This window comes from Pseudomonas sp. BSw22131 (assembly GCF_026810445.1).
Taxonomy (GTDB): Bacteria; Pseudomonadota; Gammaproteobacteria; order Pseudomonadales; family Pseudomonadaceae; genus Aquipseudomonas; species Aquipseudomonas huanghezhanensis.
Genome location: NZ_CP113949.1, coordinates 2,213,406 through 2,231,151 on the forward strand (window position 1 = coordinate 2,213,406; position 17,746 = coordinate 2,231,151).

Here is a 17,746-nt window from a genome sequence, read left to right on the forward strand (position 1 = left end):
ACGGACAGACGACCATGACCCAGACCGCGCCGACCCGTGACCAACTGCTGGCGAAAAACGGCGTATTGCTGATCATCGACGACATCCTCCCGCCTTCGGGCCCGGTTGCCAAAGGCGGCACGCCGACCGTCAGGCCAAAGGAGCTGGGGCTGTTCATTGCCGTCGATGAGGACAACAGCGTTTACGCGTTCAACGGCCATGTGGACCTGGGCACCGGTATTCGCACCTCGCTGGCGCAGATCGTGGCCGAAGAGCTGGAACTCAACATGGATCAGCTGAAGATGATTCTGGGGGACACCGAACGTGCGCCCAATCAGGGTGCGACGATTGCCAGCGCGACGCTGCAGATTTCTGCCATCCCGCTGCGCAATGCCGCCGCCGAAGCACGACGTTTTCTGCTGTCCGAGGCGGCGCGGCGTTGGTCGGTCGCCGTTGAGTCGCTGACCATCGACGCAGGGGTGATCATCTCTGAAGACGGGCGTAAGACGACGTTCGGCGAGCTGGTCAGCGGCCAGCACACCGAGCTGCGCATCTCCGGTACCGCCCCCCTGAAAAAACTCGAAGACTACAAACTGGTGGGGCAGGCCGCTGCGCGGGTCGACATCCCCGGCAAAGCCACCGGCGAGCTGACCTATGTGCACGACATGCGCCTGCCGGACATGCTGCACGGGCGCGTGGTGCGGCCGCCGTACGCAGGTTTCGACACCGGGGACTTTGTCGGCACCAGCTTGCTGGAGGTTGATGAATCGTCCATTGACCACATTCCCGGCATCGTGCGGGTGGTGGTGATTCGTGACTTCGTCGGTGTCGTCGCGATGCGTGAAGAGCAGGCCGCCAAGGCCGCCCGGGAGCTGAAAGTCAGCTGGAAGCCCTGGCAGCACAAGCTGCCGGACATGAGCGATGTCGAGCAGGCGATTCGTGACAACCCGAGCATTCAGCGCGTGGTGCTGGACAAAGGCAATGTGGTTAAAGCACTGGAAGGCGCCAGCGAGCGAATGGCCCGCACCTATCTGTGGCCCTACCAGATTCATGGCTCCATCGGACCATCGTGTGGGGTGGCGGACTACCAGCCCGACGGCATTCGTGTGTGGTCCGGCACGCAAAATCCCCACATGCTGCGCGCTGATCTGGCGTGGTTGCTGGAGTACCCCGAGGAGAATATCGACATCATCCGCATGGAGGCGGCCGGCTGTTACGGCCGCAACTGCGCTGACGATGTGTGCGCCGACGCGGTGTTGCTGTCCCGCGCCGTTGGCCTGCCGGTGCGCGTGCAACTGACCCGCGAGCAAGAGCACGTGTGGGAGCCAAAAGGTACCGCGCAATTGATGGAGGTCGACGGCGGGATCAACGCCGATGGCGGCGTGGCCGGTTATGACTTTCAAACCAGCTACCCCTCCAACAATTCACCCACTCTGGCGCTGCTGCTGACCGGGCGTGTGGAACCGGTGGCGACTATGTTCGAAATGGGCGACCGCACCTCGATTCCGCCCTACGACTTCGAGCACATGCGCGTGACCATCAACGACATGGCGCCCATCGTTCGTGCTTCGTGGATGCGCGGCGTATCGGCGCTGCCCAACACCTTCGCCCACGAGTCTTACATCGACGAACTGGCGTTCGCGGCAGGCGTTGATCCGATTGAATACCGCCTGCGCTACCTGCATGACGAGCGCGCTTCGGAGCTGGTGCGGTCCACCGCCGCCCGTGCTGAATGGACGCCGCGCACCGAGCCGATGCAGATCCCGGAAGAGGATGGTGTCTTGCGCGGCCGGGGCTTTGCCTACGCGCGGTACATCCATAGCAAGTTTCCCGGCTTTGGCGCTGCGTGGGCGGCATGGGTGGCGGATGTTGCTATCGACAAGCACACCGGTGATGTGTCCGTCACCCGCGTGGTGATTGGTCATGACGCCGGGATGATGGTCAATCCGGCCGGCGTTCAGCACCAGATTCACGGCAACGTCATCCAGTCCACCAGCCGTGTGCTGAAGGAGCGGGTGACGTTCGAGGAGTCCACGGTGTCGAGCAAGGAGTGGGGCGGTTATCCGATCCTGACCTTCCCGCAGGTGCCGAAAGTCGACGTGCTGATGATGCCGCGCCAAAGCGAGCCACCGATGGGCGCAGGGGAGTCTGCGTCGGTGCCGAGTGCGGCCGCCATCGCCAATGCCATTTACGATGCCACCGGCATCCGTTTCCGCGAGCTGCCGATCACCGCCGAACGGGTGCTTGCGGCGTTGAAAGGCGCAGGGGATGCGGCCAACAGCAATCCGCCTGAGTCGCCCAAGGCCAAGCGCTCGAAATGGTTGTTTGGTTCGCTGTTCGCAGCGTTTGGGGCGGTATTGGGCGTGGCGGCGACTGCGTTCCCGTGGAAGTCGGAAATCGCCCCGATCACGCCGCCCGGTGCAGGCACCTGGTCTGCCTCGACCCTTGAGCGCGGGCGCCAACTGGCGGCGGTGGGCGACTGCGCGGTGTGCCACACGGCGCCGGGTGGCGCGACGAACGCCGGTGGGCTGGGGATGCAGACGCCGTTCGGCACGCTTTACAGCAGCAACATCACGCCAGACCCTGAAACCGGCATCGGCAACTGGTCTTATCCTGCGTTCGAACGGGCGATGCGCGACGGCATCAGTCGCGACGGCAAGAATCTCTATCCGGCGTTTCCCTACACCGCGTTCAGAAATATCGACGATGCCGACATGCAGGCGCTGTACGCGTACTTGATGTCTCAGGGGCCGGTCAAGCAGGCGCCCTTGGCTAACGACATGCAGTTCCCGTTCAATCTTCGGCCGTTGATGGCGGGCTGGAACGCGCTGTATTTGCGCAAGGGCGAGGTGCAGGTTCAGCCGCAGCAGAGCGCCCAGTGGAATCGTGGCAATTATCTGGTCAACGGATTGGGCCACTGCGCGGCGTGTCATTCGCCGCGCAATCTCATGGGGGCGGAGAAGGGTGGCACATCATTTCTGGCGGGCGGCATGGTCGATGGCTGGGAAGCGCCTGCGTTGAACAGCCTGTCGAAATCGCCGACGCCGTGGACCGAAGATCAATTGTTCAATTACCTGAGCACCGGGTATTCCGACGCGCACGGCGTGGCGGCGGGGCCAATGGGCCCGGTGGTGAGCGAGCTGGCGAAATTCCCGAAGACTGACGTGCGGGCGATGGCGGTGTATCTGGCCTCACTCAATGGTTCGGTCGAGGCCTCAGCGGCATCTGTTGAGAGTCCGTATCAGCAACAAATCCAGCCTGTCGCACAACCGAGCGTCAGTGCGGTGTCATTGAGCAATGGACAGCGGGTGTTCGAAGGCTCATGTCAGGGCTGTCACGCCGATGGTTTGGGGCCGAAACTGTTTGGCGTCAGCCCGTCGCTGGCCACCAACACCAACGTCCACAGCACGCTTCCGGACAATTTGGTGAAAGTGATTTTGCAGGGCATTGCCACCCCGGCGACGCCTGATCTGGGGTACATGCCGGGCTTCAAGGACAGTTTGTCCAACACCCAGATCAGCGAACTCATCGCCTACCTGCGCAGCCGCTTCGCGCCAAACGAACCGCAGTGGACGGGGGTGCAAGACAAGGTCGCGTACTTGAGGGCCAATCCGGGTACGCATTGAGAGCCGTATCGCGCAGCCGCCTATCATTGTTGGATCGAGTGGGCGGCATCCCGACTTGCCCGCGAAGCTGCGCTGACCAATGTCCGTCACCCTGTAGACGCGAATTCATTCGCGTGGCGCCATAACGGGTTCAACCGTACAGACGCCTCGCCAACAAGTTGGCTACAGGGTTTTGCGGCGTTTTTCGGGATTTTGTTTCTGCCCGAAGGGCGTAGGAGTCTGGCCGGGCGGCGTTCCGTTTGCTGACGATCTGCCGGGCACCGGCAGTAAGCGCTCCTACAAGGGCGCAGGGTTAACCTCAAGCTTCATCACCCCACGCACCACCAGGTCACTGATGAAGCTTAGCCAGTCCTGGCGCGGTTGCGGTTGGGCAAGGTCCTGGTCGAGAAAGGAGGTGAGTGTGTGGACGTTGGAGTTATAGAAATAGCACAGCGAGGCGATCATCAAATACACGTGCTTGAGGTCCAGATCCTCCCGAAAAACGCCCTGTCGCTGACCCGCCTCGATGATCGGCCTGAGGACGCCGACGGCTTCGCCTGACAACCGCCGCAGCTCACTGGATTGCCGGGCGTGCTTGCCTTTGTGCAGGTTTTCTATGCTCAGGATCGCGACGAACTCCGGGTGTGCGACGTAGTAGTCCCAGACGAACGCCACCAGTTGACGCAGGGTCTGCACCGGCGTCGAGAGGTCGAGCCGCAGCGTGATTTCGGCCAGGTTGAACTGCTCGTAGGTGTGTTCGAGCACCCGCACGAAGAGCTTTTCCTTGCTGCCGAAGTAGTAATACAGCATGCGGTCGTTGGAATCGGCTTCGGCTGAAATCCGCTCGATGCGGCCCCCGGAATAACCGTCCTCGTTGAACACCTTGATTGCCGCCTGAAGTATCCGCGCCCGCGTCTGGTCGGCTTGCTGGGCGCGGATTCCGGTCTTTTTGCTCACGCGTGCAGTCCGGGTTTCACAATATGCGGTACAGCAGGCGCTCGACACGCACACGGCTGACGCGGCGCAAGAACGTGCGCACCCCTTCCGGATAATCACTCAACGTGTCCAGCTCGTCATATTTGCCGACCCGTTGGGTGTTGCGCATCAATTGTTCGATTTCAGCGGCCCGCGGCTGCGCCCACTCACCTTTGGGATCATCGATCAGCAGTGCGTTTTCCAGATCCAGCTGAAACGCCCGAGGGTTGAGATTATTGCCCGTCAGCAAGGTGTAACGCTCATCCGACCACAGGCCTTTGAGGTGGAACGTGTTGTCGCCGTCCTTCCATAAGTGGATGTTCAACTGGTATTTGGCGATCGCCGCCTGATGCTTCTGGGTGAATCGCCGCAGGCTGATTTCATACAGGTAGGGCAGCGCCGAAATCACCTTGAACGGTTCTTGCGGCGGGATGAAGAAGTCGTTGGCGGTCTTGTCGCCGATGATGATGTCGATCTTTACGCCCCGCTTGAGCGCACGTGTGAGCTCACGCTTGATCACCAGCGGCATGTTGAAATACGGCGTACATAGCGTCAGTTGTGTGTGGGTGGCGGCGATCAGATCGCACAACGTCCCGCTCAGCGGGTTCTTGTTGCCGATGCCCAGCAGTGGGATGACACGCAGCTCGCCGTTGTCGGTCAGGCCGGCATCGGTATTGTAGCTGGCACGTTTCAGGCGCTGACGAAACTGACGGATTTCGCTGCGCAGACTGCGGGAGGTGGGCGGCGAGGGCAGGTCAAGGCGGTGCACGGCGTCCGACGGCAGGATTTCTTCGTGGACCAGACGCTGGAAGGTGTCGGCGAGGGGTTTGTTCTGAATAAGGTGATAGCGGTCCAGGCGATATTTGCCCAGTTTGTTCAGGTACACATTGTTGATGCTGGCGCCGCTGTAAATCACGCAGTCATCGACCACGATGCCCTTCAAGTGCAGCACGCCGAACAGTTCGCGGGTCTGCACCGGCACGCCGTAGGTGGGCACCTCCTCGTCGTGCTCCAGGTGTTGCGCCTGATACCACGTCGAGTTGCCGGCCTGTTTACCCGCGCCGATCAACCCGCGCTGGGCGCGAAACCAGTCCACCAGCACCACGATATCCAGCGTTGGCCGGGCGGCCTTCGCGGCATACAGCGCGTCGAGAATTTCCTGGCCTGCTTCATCCTGTTGCAGATACAGCGCAACTACATAGATCCGCTGCTCGGCAGTGGCGATTTTTTCCAGCAGGCAACGACGGTAGTCAGCCGCGCCAGTGAGGATTGTCAGCGCGTCGCCGGACAATGGGAAACCGCGAAGTCTTGAAAGCGTGGAACGTCGGAAGGTCGCCCGCATAAGCCTCTCGATGGGTCGAAAATCAATAGCGCACGAGCTTACACCACCGTGCGTCTTCAGGTTGATTCGGCAGCACGATCAGCGAGTTGTTCAGGCTATTTACAGGCTGGAAGTCCGAGACAACACAAACGCTGCGCAGGCCTCAAGTTTCAGGGCCGCTGCGCAGCCCATCGCCACCGTCGTTACCTCCTGAAGCGTCTACAAAGGGTGGCGGGCGTTAAACCTTCAACACCAGCTTTCCGGTGTTTTCGCCTTTAAACAGCATCATCAGGGTTTCCGGGAACGTCTCCAGCCCATCAACGACGTGCTCTTTGCTGTTGATCTTGCCTTGGGCCAGCCAGCCAGCGATTTCCATGCCCGCGCTGGCGAAGTTCGCGGCATGGTCCATCACCACAAAGCCTTCCATGCGTGCACGATTGACCAGCAACGACAGGTAATTGGCCGGGCCTTTTACGGCCTCCTTATTGTTGTACTGGCTGATGGCGCCGCAGATGACCACGCGTGCCTTGGGGGCAAGTCGCGTGAGTACGGCGTCCAGAATCTCGCCGCCGACGTTATCGAAATACACATCGACACCCTTCGGGCACTCGCGCTTGAGACCGGCATGGATATCTTCGTTCTTGTAATCGATTGCGCCGTCGAACCCGTAATCGTTAAGCAGCGCGTGGCATTTCTCTGCGCCACCGGCAATGCCGATCACACGGCAGCCTTTTATTTTGGCGATCTGCCCGGCCATGCTGCCCACCGCCCCCGCCGCGCCGGAAATCACCACGGTATCGCCGCTTTTCGGGGCGCCCACTTCCAGCAGCGCAAAGTAAGCCGACATCCCGGTCATGCCCAGCGCCGACAGGTAACGCTGCAAGGGCACGACATTCGGATCGACTTTGTTGAAGCCCTTGGGCTCGCCGACGAAGTAATCCTGAACGCCCAGCGCACCTTGCACGTAATCGCCCGCCGCGAACTTGGGATGTTGTGACTCAATCACCCGGCCAACGCCCAATGCGCGCATGACCGCACCCAGTTCAACCGGCGCGATGTAGGACTTGCCTTCGTTCATCCAGCCGCGCATGGCCGGGTCCAGCGAGAGGTATTCGCTCTTTACCAGGATCTGCCCCTCGGCGACGGCATCCACCGGCACGGTTTGAAAGGTGAAGTCGTCACGGCTGGCGGCGCCGACAGGGCGTCGTGCGAGCAGGAACTGGCGATTGTTCAACGGCGTCATGGCAGGTTTCTCGTATTCAGGAACAAACCCGAGTGATAGCCCCTGATCGTGTTCAGGGCAAGTACGCGTGATCCAGCGAATGCAATTCGATCCACTGCCGTGATGGTGCGCCGGGCGCAAATCACTGCCACGCATGATTGCCTAACCGACTGCCTGATAGTGCTGATCCGCCCCCGGCTGCCGGGGCTAGACTCAGCGGCGCTTCACTCATAACAACAAACAGGGACATCCCATGAGCATGACGTTTTCCGGGCACGTGGCGCTGGTTACGGGTGCCGCGGCCGGCATTGGCCGTGCCACTGCATTGGCGTTTGCAGGTGAGGGCTTGAAGGTGGTGGTCGCCGATCTGGACAGCGACGGCGGCGAACGCACAACCGAATTGATTCGCGAGGCCGGCGGCGAGGCGCTGTTCTTTCGGTGCGATGTCACCCGCGATGCCGACGTGCAGCATTTGATGGACGCCACGATAGAGGCGTTCGGTCGTCTCGATTACGCGTTCAACAACGCCGGGATCGAGATCGAAAAGGGACGTTTGTCCGAAGGCAGCGAGGCAGAGTTCGACGCGATCATGGGCGTCAACGTCAAGGGCGTCTGGTTGTGCATGAAGTACCAGTTGCCGCTGATGCTCGCCCAGGGCGGCGGCGCCATCGTCAACACGGCATCGGTCGCCGGACTGGGTGCGGCGCCAAAGATGAGCATTTATAGCGCCTCCAAGCATGCGGTGATCGGCCTGACCAAATCAGCCGCCATCGAGTACGCCAAGAAACGCATTCGGGTAAACGCAGTCTGCCCTGCGGTGATCGACACCGACATGTTCCGCCGCGCCCACGAAGCCGATCCGCGCAAAGCCGAATTTGCCGCGACGATGCATCCGGTCGGGCGCATCGGCACAGTCGAGGAAATCGCCAGCGCAGTGCTGTACCTGTGCAGCGACGGCGCGGCCTTCACCACCGGGCATTCCTTGGCGGTCGATGGTGGCGTCACCGCATTCTGATCCCTGCCGCAGGCACTGCGCGAGAAGTCAGGCTCGAAAGCTTCGAGGGCAAGTCGCAATGCCGCCCACTCGCGCCACCCCGATCAGCTAAGCTGCGCTGCATTGGCGGTTTGCGGTTTGGGGAGTCTCGATGGATCAGCTGTGGTTTGCGTTTCCATTGATCAGCGGCTCGTTGCTGTTGGTTGCCGACATCGTGCTGTGGCAATGGGTGCCGACGCGCTTTCAGCGCTGGAAAATGCTCGGGCGGGTGTTGCTGTTCGTGCTGTTCAGCATGGCCTTGCTCGATGGCGGCTTGAGCCCGCTTTACCAGGTGCCAGCCGACTGGGATGCGCCGCGTCACGTGTTGGGCACGTTGCTGAGCATTGCCTGGTGGCTGTTTGGCGCACGCACGCTGACGATGATCGCGTTGTTGGTCATGGCGCCGAAGATCGGCGGCAAGGGCCATCTGCTGCAGGACTTGCTGGGCGCTTTGATCTTTCTCGTGGCGGCTGTCGCGGCGGCAGCGTATGTGCTGGACCTTCCGGTCAAAGGCTTGCTCGCCACCTCCGGCGCAGTGGCGATCATCGTCGGCCTGGCGTTGCAAAGCACGTTGGGCGATGTGTTTTCCGGGATCGTGCTCAATGCCAGCAAACCGTTTCGGGTCGATGACTGGATTGGCGTTGATGGCATCGAAGGCAAAGTCATCGAAATCGACTGGCGCTCCACCCATCTGCTGACCAGTGAAGGCAGCATGGTGGTGATCCCCAACGCTGTGGCCGCCAAAAACCGCATCACCAACTTCAGCCGCCCTGACCACTTTCACTCGTTCACACTGACAGTCGAACTCTCCAGCCGCTTGCGACCCAGTCTGGTGCTGGATTCACTCAACAAGGCGATTCAGGGTTGTCGTGAGTTGCTCGCGCAGCCTGCGGCGTCGGCGGTGGTGGTCAAATCAGGTATTCGCGTCGTGGAGTACGAAGTCACTGGCTACGTGAAATCCCGCGACCGGCGCTCGGCGGTAAGCAATCAACTTTTCGATCTGATCCACCGCCAACTGGCCTCGACCGAGACCCGTCAGGATCAGGTGCGCCCCGTCAATCGACAGTCTGCGGTGCTCAACAGCGTGGGCGCGTTGCGCATGCTCAGCGACGCCGACCGTGCCGAACTTCAGCGCAATATGCGTCTGAGTGCCTACGCGGCGCGCGAAGTGGTGCTGGCCCAGGACGTGGTGCCCGAGGCGCTGTACATCATTGAATCCGGCGTGGTGTCGGCTTCGCTGCTGCAAGGCGATACCTGGGTCGAGGTGGGCCGTATGGGCCCCGGTGAACTGATTGGCGAGAGCGGCTTCGTCGATCAGACGCCGACCCTGGCGCGCTTCTGCGCTTACACCGATTGCATGATCTACCGCATCGACCGGGCCGAGCTCGAACCGTGGCTGCATGAGCACAGTGAGTTGATCGGCGCGCTGGCAGGCTTGCAGAAGTTTCGCGCCAGCGCCAGGGCGGCAATGCTTGATAATAAGCCCCAAGCCGTCGATCCAACGGGGTTTGTCGACTGGCTGCGCAAGCGCGTCACGCGTTTTCAGGTGCCGCGCAAGGATGCGCCCGACAAGCTCAGTTGATGCGCACGCTGGATTGATCTGCACAGCTGTTCTACATTGCTTCCCTGTCGAAATCTGAAACGCCGAGAGATTGAAATGCCCGTGATGACTCAGACCCTGCACCCGAACGTCCTGCGCCCCGGAGATGCCGTTGCCCTGGTCTCGCCGGCAGCGCCCGTGGCTGAAGCGCGTGTTCAGGCGGCGGTGCAGGCGCTGACGGGCTTTGGTTTGCGCCCCCGCGTCTACCCCCATGCACTGGACACTCACTCGTTTTACGCAGGGACCGATGAACACCGCGTCGCCGACCTCAACGACGCGCTGGCAGACCCCGAGATTCGCGCAGTGCTGTGCAATCGTGGCGGTTACGGCACCCAACGCATTCTGGCGCAGGTGGACTACGATGCAGTGCGCCGCGACCCGAAGCTGCTGATAGGCTTTTCCGACATCACCGCCTTGCACGGCGCGCTGTGGACCGAAGCCCGACTGGCAACGGTTCACGGTCCCGTAGCCGCGCAATTCGAGCGCGGGGGGATGTTCACCAGCACCCTTAAACGTGCCCTGATGAGTGCTGAACCGGTGGTGGTTAGGGCCAGCGCCGACGAGCCCACCTGCCGCGTGCGCACCTCGGGCCTGGCAGAAGGCCTCTTGCTGGGTGGCAACCTGAGCATGCTCAGTACCTGCATCGGCACCCCTTACATGCCGGACCTTGAGGGGGCGATTCTGCTCATCGAGGACGTTAACGAACCCGCCTACCGCATTGATCGTCTGCTCACGCATCTGCTCAACTGCGGCATTCTGCAGCGGGTGGCGGGCATTGCGGTGGGGCAGTTCAGCGAGCCGGGCAACGGCAACGCCACCATCAAAGCGGCGGACGTGCTGATCGAGCGTCTTGGCGATCTGGGCATTCCGGTGCTGGGCGGGCTTTCCATCGGTCACGGCGACCGCAATGAAGCCGTGGCGCTCGGGACTTATGCGCGTCTGGATGCCGACAACGGCACGCTGACCGTTGCCGCCGCAGCGCGGGGCTGATTGCACCTGCACGATTACGGGCGTCGATGATCATTTGCTGCTCCACCGCGCGCCCGTACACCTCATCCTGCATCCCTTGGCGCACCGTACTTCCCGCCGATTACGCCGATAACCATTCTGTAAACGACGCTTACGTAGCTATTTGCCATTATCGTGGCGTCAATGGCTTGTTTTGCCGCCTGCTCATTGCGAATCTGCACGAATGTTGAATGGTCATCCTCCAAAGGGCTCATGTTGTGCGCCTTAGGCTGTCCATCGGGGGTTGAGCGCTATGATTTCGGCTGTGAGAACGCGTTTTGCCAACCTCGGGATGGCGAAAAAACTCGGCATCGGATTCTTCCTGGTACTGCTGCTGACCGCACTGGTAGCGGCTATCGGTGTCTGGTCGCTGCGCTCGATCAGCGTGCATTTTGACAGCCTCAAAGACATGAACACGCTCAACGGAGACCTGAGCAGGGTGCGCCTGTTAGAGCAGGATTTCGCCCTGCACAGTGACCCCAAACTGGTCGACGCCCTGCACGCGGGCCTCGATGCATTGGGCGCTCAAGCCGAGCATTTGAAGACGGCCTCTGATGCCAGTCAGGCGATGATGAGCGAGGTGCAGCAGGGCCTGGCGGCGTATCGCCAGTCATTCGATCAGTTCGTCAGCATCAGCCAGAGCAAGGACCTGGCGCTGGAGATGGCCAGTTGGTCGGTCTCCAGCGTCGCCAATAACCTGGACGTGTTGCAGGCGGGCCTTGCCGATGACGGTGCCTACGCACTCAAAGACTCCCAAGGCCAGCAAGGCGCTGAATTCATCGAACAATCGGGTCAGGTGAGTCAGATATCCAGGTTGATGATGCAGGCGCTCGACGAGGCGCGGGTGCGACTCGACAAGAGCCGCAAGACCGCTTCGGCGGACGAAGTCAGCACGGGCAACATCGAACAGGCGGTGGAGGCACAAAAGCTCGCCGAGGACCTCAAGGGCGTCATCAAGGACAGCGGCTATCAGACCGTGCTCAACGAAGTCAGCGGTCATATCACCAATTTTGGCGACAAACTGAACGAATACACCGGATTGCTGGCGCAAGAGGCGAAGGTCTCGCAGCAACTCGCCGCCAACGCCAGAGCCGTGGTCCAGCAGGTTAATCAAGCCTATGACGCTGAAGACCAGGCGGTGTCCAGCGAGCTGCAGACCAACACATTGAAGATCATCGCATCGTCGGTGATGGCGCTGTTGGTGGGGCTGGTTGCCGCCTGGGTGATCACCCGCCTGATCGTGGCTCCGCTGCGCAGCGTCATTGCCACGGCGCAACGGATCGCTGCCGGGGATTTGAGCGACCAGGTGGTGGTCACACGACGCGACGAGATTGGTCAGCTGATGTCGGCGATGCAGCAAATGGGTGCGGGGTTGAGCGGTATCGTCAGCGGCCTGCAAGCGGGGATCGAGCAACTGGCAACATCGGCGCATTCGCTCTCGACCGTCACCGAACAGACCAACCTGGAAGTCAGCAATCAGAAAGAAGAGACCGAGCAGGTGGCGACGGCAATGAATCAGATGACCGCCACCGTGCACGATGTCGCGCGTAATGCCGAAGACGCGGCGCGGGCCGCGCAGACCGCCGACAGCAAAGTCGACAGCGGTCAGCAGGTGGTGCGTCAGAGCATGGCAAGGATTGAAGCATTGGCCAGTTCGGCCAGTTCGGCCAGTGATTCGATTGAAAACCTCAGCGCTGAAATCCAGAACATCGGCAAGGTCTTGGGCGTGATCAAAAGCGTTGCCGAGCAAACCAATCTGTTGGCGCTCAATGCGGCCATCGAAGCGGCGCGGGCCGGCGAACAGGGCAGGGGTTTTGCGGTGGTGGCCGACGAAGTACGCGCGCTGGCCAAACGCACGCAGCAGTCGACCGAAGAAATCGAGCGTCTGGTCATGCGCCTGCAATCGGGCGCCCAGGCTTCTGTGGTGCAAATTCAAAGCAGCGGCGAACTGGTGAAGCTGGCCGTCAGTGATGCGCTGCAAACCGAAAGCGCGCTGGGCAGCATCGCCGCCGCAGTGTCGCTGATCCAGCAGATGAACCAGCAGATCGCAGCCGCCGCAGAGCAACAGAGTTCGGTGGCCGAAGAGATCAACCGCAGCGTCACCAGCATCCGTGCCAGCGCCGATCAGTCGGCTCTGGCGATGCGGGGCAATGCGGCGTCGAGCATCGAGCTCGCTTCGTTGGGCGTTGCACTGAAAGGCATGGTCGGGCATTTCAGGTTGTAACCGCCGCCGTCGTGGCGCGATAAACACGGTCTGTGGGGGGCTTGCTCGCGATTGCTACTCGGCGCTCAGTAGACGTGTCGGATGGACTGGCGCAATCGCGAGCAAGCTCCCGCCCACAATGATCTCGTCGATTTCACGTCCGGCGGCCATTGAGGATCACCAGAGTCAAGACGCCCGCGATGATCCCCCAGAACGCCGAACCGATTGAAAACAGCGTCAGGCCTGACGCTGTGACCATGAAGGTGATCAACGCCGCTTCACGCTCCCTGGGTTCGTTCATGGCAACGGTCAGGCCATTGATGATCGAGCCAAACAGCGCCAGTGCTGCAATCGACAGCACCAGTTCCTTGGGGAACGCCGCAAACAAGGCTGCCAGCGTGGCGCCGAACAGGCCGGCGATGGCGTAGAAAATCCCGCACCAGATCGCCGCGGTGTAGCGCTTGTCCTTGTCTTCATGGGCATGCGGACCGGTGCAGATCGCCGCGCTGATGGCGGCGAGCGTGATGCCGTGGGAGCCAAATGGCGCGCAGATCAGCGACGCAATGCCGGTGGCCGAGATCAGCGGCGAGGCCGGTACGCTGTAGCCGTCTGCGCGCAATACCGCCATGCCCGGCATGTTCTGTGAGGTCATCGCCACCACGAACAACGGGATGCCAATGCTGATGGTCGCGGCCCAGGAAAACGCGGGCGTGGTCCAGACCGGCACCGCAACTTCCAGAGCGAACCCGCCAAAATTCAACAGCCCGAGCATGCCCGACAGAGCGACGCCCACCAGTAAGGTCACCAGCACGGCGTAGCGGGGCGAGTAACGTTTGACGATCAGGTAGGTGAAGAACATGCCCAGCACCAGCCCGGTACGGTGCTGCGCGGCAACGAAAATCTCGCTGCCGATTTTGAACAGAATTCCGGCCAGCAAAGCGGCGGCAAGGGAGGCGGGCAGGCGTTTGACCAAGCGTTCAAAGCTGCCGGTGAGGCCGCAAATGGTGATCAGAACAGCGCTGGTGATGAACGCGCCAATCGCTTCGGGATAAGCCACACCGCCCAGACTGGTGATCAGCAGCGCTGCACCGGGGGTTGACCATGCCACGGTGATGGGTGAGCGATAGCGTAACGACAAGCCGATGCTGCACACCGCCATGCCCATGAACAGCGCCCAGATCCACGACGAAATCTGCGCTGACGTCAGCCCTGCGGCTTGCCCCGCCTGAAACATCAACACCAGCGAGCTGGTGCAGCCGGTCATCATGGCGATGAAGCCGGCGACGACGGCAGAGAGCGAGGAATCAGCCAGCGGGCGCAGCGGCGCCTGGGTCGCGTGAGTCATGCAAACGTTCCTTGAACGGCGGGGTGATCAGTCCGTGCAAGCGTATACGCGGTTGTTGCAGGGTGTTGCCATACAGCCAGTCGCGCAATGGTCGGCACAGTTGTGTGCGCCACGTACTTTGACTGCTCTGCAGGAGCGTGCCTGGTTTGCCTTGCAGGAGCGCGCTTGCCCGCGATGGCGGTGGACCAGTCGCCGAAAGGGTTACTTACAAAACGCAATCGCGGGCAAGCGCGCTCCTACCGTTCAATCATGGGAATGCGCGTTTCTAAAGATCAATCGCAGGCTTGAGCGTATTGCCCAGCGCCTGATTCACCGCCAGCCAACCGTCTACCGCATCCCGTCCGGCGTCGGCGAATACCCGCTGCAGCAGCTTCACTTGTTCGCGCCGCAGCGATTGCTCGAACGCAGCGCCCTCAGGTGTCAGTTCAAGCAGGCGCTTACGTTTGTCGGTCTCGGGGGTAATGCTGAGCACCAACTCCAACTCGATCAACTGACGCAACGGTGTGTTCAGCGCCTGCTTGCTCACCCCCAGCACCGCCAACAACTCTTTCACGCTCAGGCCCGGATAACGGGCGATGAAAAACACGATCCGCTGATGTACGCGACTCAGGCCCCGCCGGTCGAGCATCTCGTCGGCTTTGGCGGTAAACGCCTGGTAGCCGAAAAAGAACGCTTCCATGGCAATTTGCTGAGTAGATGAATTTTTAAGGTCAAGCATATTGACGTATCCATGCGTGTCGTCGTAATTTCAGTCAACCAGTTTGACGTATTTCCGATTATTTCTGCTAGCGGTGATGCCATGGCTTTTTCCGAACGTGTGACACGCCTGAAGAGTTCTTTGATTCGCGAGATCCTCGCCGCGGCCCAGCGTCCGGAGATGATGTCCTTCGCCGGTGGCCTTCCCGCCGAGAGCATGCTGCCCAAGACCGAGTGGGCCGACATGCCGCGCACTCTGGGTCAATACGGCATGAGCGAGGGTGAACCTGCCCTGCGCGAAGCCTTGGCCGCCGAGGCCCGTGCGCTAGGTGTGCCGTGCGATGCCAGCCAGGTGATTATCATCAGCGGTTCGCAACAGACGCTGGACCTGGCCGCCAAGCTGTACATCGACAAAGGCACTGAAATCCTCATGGAAGGCCCGACTTACCTCGCGGCGCTGCAGATTTTCCAGCTGTTCGGTGCCGAATGCCTGACGGTGCCATTGCTGGCTGAAGGCCCCGATCTGATCGCGATGCGCGAGCGTCTCGAACACCACACTCCGGCCTTCGCCTACCTGATCCCGACATTCCAGAACCCCTCGGCCGTGCGCTACAGCGAGTCGGCGCGCGATGCCGTGGCCGCGTTGCTCGACGAGTTCGGTGTCACGCTGATCGAGGACGAGCCTTACCGCGAGCTGACCTTCGATGGCGGCAGCGCACGGCCGATTGTCAGCCGCTTGAACAAGGCCAGCTGGATTTACACCGGCACGGTCTCCAAAACCCTCATGCCCGGGCTGCGGGTCGGCTACCTGATTGCCACGCCGGACCTGTTCCCGCACCTGCTCAAGCTCAAGCAGTCGGCGGACCTGCACACCAATCGGGTCGGGCAATGGCAGGCGCTTCAGTGGATCGGCACCGACCACTATCGCCAGCATCTGGTGGGACTGCGCAGCTTTTATCGACAGCGACGCGACCAGTTCGAGGCCGCGCTGCAGCGGCATTTCAACGATCTGGCCGACTGGAACGAGCCCCAGGGCGGGCTGTTTTTCTGGCTGACGCTCAAACAGCCACTCGACACCCGGACACTGCTTGATCAGGCGCTGGCGCAGAACGTGGCGTTTATGCCAGGCGAGCCTTTTTTTAGCGATCCGGACGCCAACCCCGGTTATATTCGGCTGAACTTCAGCCACATCGACCCCGCACGGCTGGACGAAGGTCTGCAACGACTGGCCGCCGTGGTGCGTAGCGCACTGGCCGCCAAAGCCGCTTGAGCGGTTACGACTGTCAGACACGAACAGGATCAGGAGAGCGAAGGGATGTACAAGGTTTACGGTGATTACAATTCGGGCAACTGCTACAAGATCAAGCTGATGCTCAACCTGCTGGGCGCTCACTACGAGTGGCTGCCAGTGGACATTCTCAAGGGCGAAACCCAGACCGAAGCGTTTCTGGCGAAGAACCCCAATGGCAAGGTTCCGGTGCTGGAACTCGAAGACGGCACTTACCTTTGGGAGTCCAACGCGATCCTGAACTTTCTGGCCGAAGGCACGCCTTATCTGCTGACCGAGCCGCGACTGCGCACACAGATGCTGCAATGGCAGTTCTTCGAGCAATACAGCCACGAGCCGAGCATCGCCGTGGCGCGCTTCATTCAGTTTTATCTGGGGTTGCCGCAGGAGCGGCTCGAAGAATACAAAGCCATGCACAAGCAGGGCTACAGAGCCTTGAAAGTCATGGAGCAACAACTGATCCGCACACCGTTTCTGGTGGGCGATGAGTTTTCGATTGCCGACATTGCGCTCTACGCCTACACCCATGTTGCCCACCAGGGCGGCTTCGATCTGGCGCAGTTCCCGGCCATCGAGCAGTGGTTGTTGCGCGTCAAGCAGCAGCCGGGTTACATCGGCATGCTCGACTGAAGCCATTCAATAAAGGGATAACAGGCATGCAACTCAGAATGATAGCGGCAGGGATGTTCATGGCACTGGGCATCGGCTGTTCTGCGTCGGCCAGCGCTGAAGGCTGCGACGCCAATCAGGCAGCCATGAACCAGTGCGCGGCCAAGGAACTGGCGACACTGGATGCTGACTTGAACGCTCAATACAAGGCGCAGATGAATTACCTCAAGACGCCTGCGAAAAAGCAGGCGCTCCAGGATGCGCAGAAGAAGTGGATTGCGTTTCGTGATACCGATTGTGCGTATCAGGTGGGTAAACGCGAGGATTCGGGTTCTATCTGGCCGCTGTTGCAGACCAACTGCCTGGCCGCGCACACCAAAGTGCGCGCCGAGCAGTTAAAGGGTTATGTGGCTTGTCGCCAGGAAGGCTGCCCGAAATAGGCTTCACACCGCTGAAAAGCGCTTCTCCAGGTAATCGATGATCACCTTGGATTCATACATCCAGACCGTCTGACCCGCTTCTTCGATGCGCAGGCAAGGGACTTTGACCTTGCCGCCTTCGTTGAGCAGGGTCTGGCGATCCAGTTCGTTGTTTTTCGCATCACGCAGAGCCACCGGCACGTTCAGACGGCGCAGGGTGCGACGGGTTTTCACGCAGAAAGGGCAGGCGTGAAACTGATAGAGCGTCAGGTCTCTTGCGGATTCATCGACCGCTGTCTGGGCGGCTGGTGAGCGCTGTTTCTTGCCCGGACGGGTGATGAAATCGATGAGGATAACGAGTTGGCCCAAGCCCACTCTCAATGCCTTCATGAACACGATAGAACCTCGGTGGACGAACGGGGCGCGACGATATGCCGCGCCCT

The 17,746-nt window shown here is 60.9% G+C and carries 15 protein-coding genes and 1 pseudogene; 9 read left to right on the forward strand and 7 right to left on the reverse strand.

The window, feature by feature from the left end:
• Window positions 1–14: 14 nt before the first annotated feature.
• Window positions 15–3,605: a molybdopterin cofactor-binding domain-containing protein gene (locus OYW20_RS09940; protein ID WP_268800509.1), complete on the forward strand. Its 3,591-nt coding sequence runs from the start codon at window positions 15–17 to the stop codon at window positions 3,603–3,605.
• A gap of 276 nt (window positions 3,606–3,881) precedes the next feature.
• Here the strand turns inward: OYW20_RS09940 and OYW20_RS09945 are convergent, their stop codons facing one another.
• The 3 genes from OYW20_RS09945 to OYW20_RS09955 form a co-directional block, all read right to left on the reverse strand.
• Window positions 3,882–4,541, reverse strand: a complete 660-nt coding sequence (locus OYW20_RS09945) for a TetR/AcrR family transcriptional regulator (protein ID WP_268800510.1) — start codon at window positions 4,539–4,541, stop codon at window positions 3,882–3,884.
• A gap of 16 nt (window positions 4,542–4,557) precedes the next feature.
• Complete coding sequence (gene pssA / locus OYW20_RS09950; RefSeq protein ID WP_268800511.1) at window positions 4,558–5,901, reverse strand: CDP-diacylglycerol--serine O-phosphatidyltransferase; 1,344 nt, start codon at window positions 5,899–5,901, stop codon at window positions 4,558–4,560.
• A gap of 217 nt (window positions 5,902–6,118) precedes the next feature.
• The gene (locus tag OYW20_RS09955; RefSeq protein ID WP_268800512.1) at window positions 6,119–7,123 is read right to left on the reverse strand and encodes an NADP-dependent oxidoreductase; all 1,005 of its coding nucleotides are present in this window, start codon (window positions 7,121–7,123) and stop codon (window positions 6,119–6,121) included.
• A 232-nt stretch (window positions 7,124–7,355) separates the two neighbouring features.
• Here OYW20_RS09955 and OYW20_RS09960 point away from each other — a divergent pair, with 232 nt between their 5' ends.
• From OYW20_RS09960 to OYW20_RS09970, 3 genes are all read left to right on the forward strand, one after another.
• Complete coding sequence (locus OYW20_RS09960; protein WP_268800513.1) at window positions 7,356–8,117, forward strand: SDR family oxidoreductase; 762 nt, start codon at window positions 7,356–7,358, stop codon at window positions 8,115–8,117.
• A 130-nt stretch (window positions 8,118–8,247) separates the two neighbouring features.
• Window positions 8,248–9,717 (forward strand): mechanosensitive ion channel family protein, encoded by a 1,470-nt coding sequence (locus OYW20_RS09965; protein ID WP_268800514.1) that lies wholly within the window; start codon window positions 8,248–8,250, stop codon window positions 9,715–9,717.
• Window positions 9,718–9,792: 75 nt separating this feature from the next.
• A complete protein-coding gene (locus tag OYW20_RS09970) occupies window positions 9,793–10,725 on the forward strand; it encodes a S66 peptidase family protein (protein WP_268800515.1) in 933 nt (310 codons plus the stop codon).
• A 62-nt stretch (window positions 10,726–10,787) separates the two neighbouring features.
• Here the strand turns inward: OYW20_RS09970 and OYW20_RS09975 are convergent, their stop codons facing one another.
• Window positions 10,788–10,958, reverse strand: coding sequence for a hypothetical protein (locus tag OYW20_RS09975; RefSeq protein WP_268800516.1), 171 nt, complete (start codon window positions 10,956–10,958; stop codon window positions 10,788–10,790).
• A 974-nt stretch (window positions 10,959–11,932) separates the two neighbouring features.
• Here OYW20_RS09975 and OYW20_RS26185 point away from each other — a divergent pair.
• Window positions 11,933–12,058, forward strand: a pseudogene (locus tag OYW20_RS26185) (HAMP domain-containing protein); the annotation flags it as partial.
• A gap of 204 nt (window positions 12,059–12,262) precedes the next feature.
• A complete protein-coding gene (locus OYW20_RS26190) occupies window positions 12,263–12,967 on the forward strand; it encodes a methyl-accepting chemotaxis protein (protein WP_408005507.1) in 705 nt (234 codons plus the stop codon).
• Window positions 12,968–13,100: 133 nt separating this feature from the next.
• On the opposite strand, the gene OYW20_RS09985 is transcribed toward OYW20_RS26190, so the two are convergent.
• Both OYW20_RS09985 and OYW20_RS09990 read right to left on the reverse strand, forming a co-directional pair.
• Window positions 13,101–14,291, reverse strand: coding sequence for a benzoate/H(+) symporter BenE family transporter (locus OYW20_RS09985; protein WP_268800518.1), 1,191 nt, complete (start codon window positions 14,289–14,291; stop codon window positions 13,101–13,103).
• A 265-nt stretch (window positions 14,292–14,556) separates the two neighbouring features.
• Window positions 14,557–15,009, reverse strand: a complete 453-nt coding sequence (locus OYW20_RS09990; protein ID WP_268800519.1) for a MarR family transcriptional regulator — start codon at window positions 15,007–15,009, stop codon at window positions 14,557–14,559.
• Between the two features lie 81 nt (window positions 15,010–15,090).
• Between OYW20_RS09990 and OYW20_RS09995 the strand changes: the two genes are divergently transcribed.
• Genes OYW20_RS09995 through OYW20_RS10005 form a run of 3 tightly spaced genes read left to right on the forward strand, consistent with a single transcriptional unit; the run spans window position 15,091 to window position 17,324 of the window.
• Window positions 15,091–16,257, forward strand: coding sequence for an aminotransferase-like domain-containing protein (locus tag OYW20_RS09995; protein ID WP_268800520.1), 1,167 nt, complete (start codon window positions 15,091–15,093; stop codon window positions 16,255–16,257).
• Between the two features lie 45 nt (window positions 16,258–16,302).
• A complete protein-coding gene (locus OYW20_RS10000) occupies window positions 16,303–16,905 on the forward strand; it encodes a glutathione S-transferase family protein (protein WP_268800521.1) in 603 nt (200 codons plus the stop codon).
• Window positions 16,906–16,931: 26 nt separating this feature from the next.
• Window positions 16,932–17,324, forward strand: coding sequence for a lysozyme inhibitor LprI family protein (locus OYW20_RS10005; protein WP_268800522.1), 393 nt, complete (start codon window positions 16,932–16,934; stop codon window positions 17,322–17,324).
• Between the two features lie 3 nt (window positions 17,325–17,327).
• On the opposite strand, the gene OYW20_RS10010 is transcribed toward OYW20_RS10005, so the two are convergent.
• Window positions 17,328–17,699 (reverse strand): glutathione S-transferase N-terminal domain-containing protein, encoded by a 372-nt coding sequence (locus OYW20_RS10010; RefSeq protein ID WP_268800523.1) that lies wholly within the window; start codon window positions 17,697–17,699, stop codon window positions 17,328–17,330.
• Window positions 17,700–17,746: the final 47 nt, after the last annotated feature.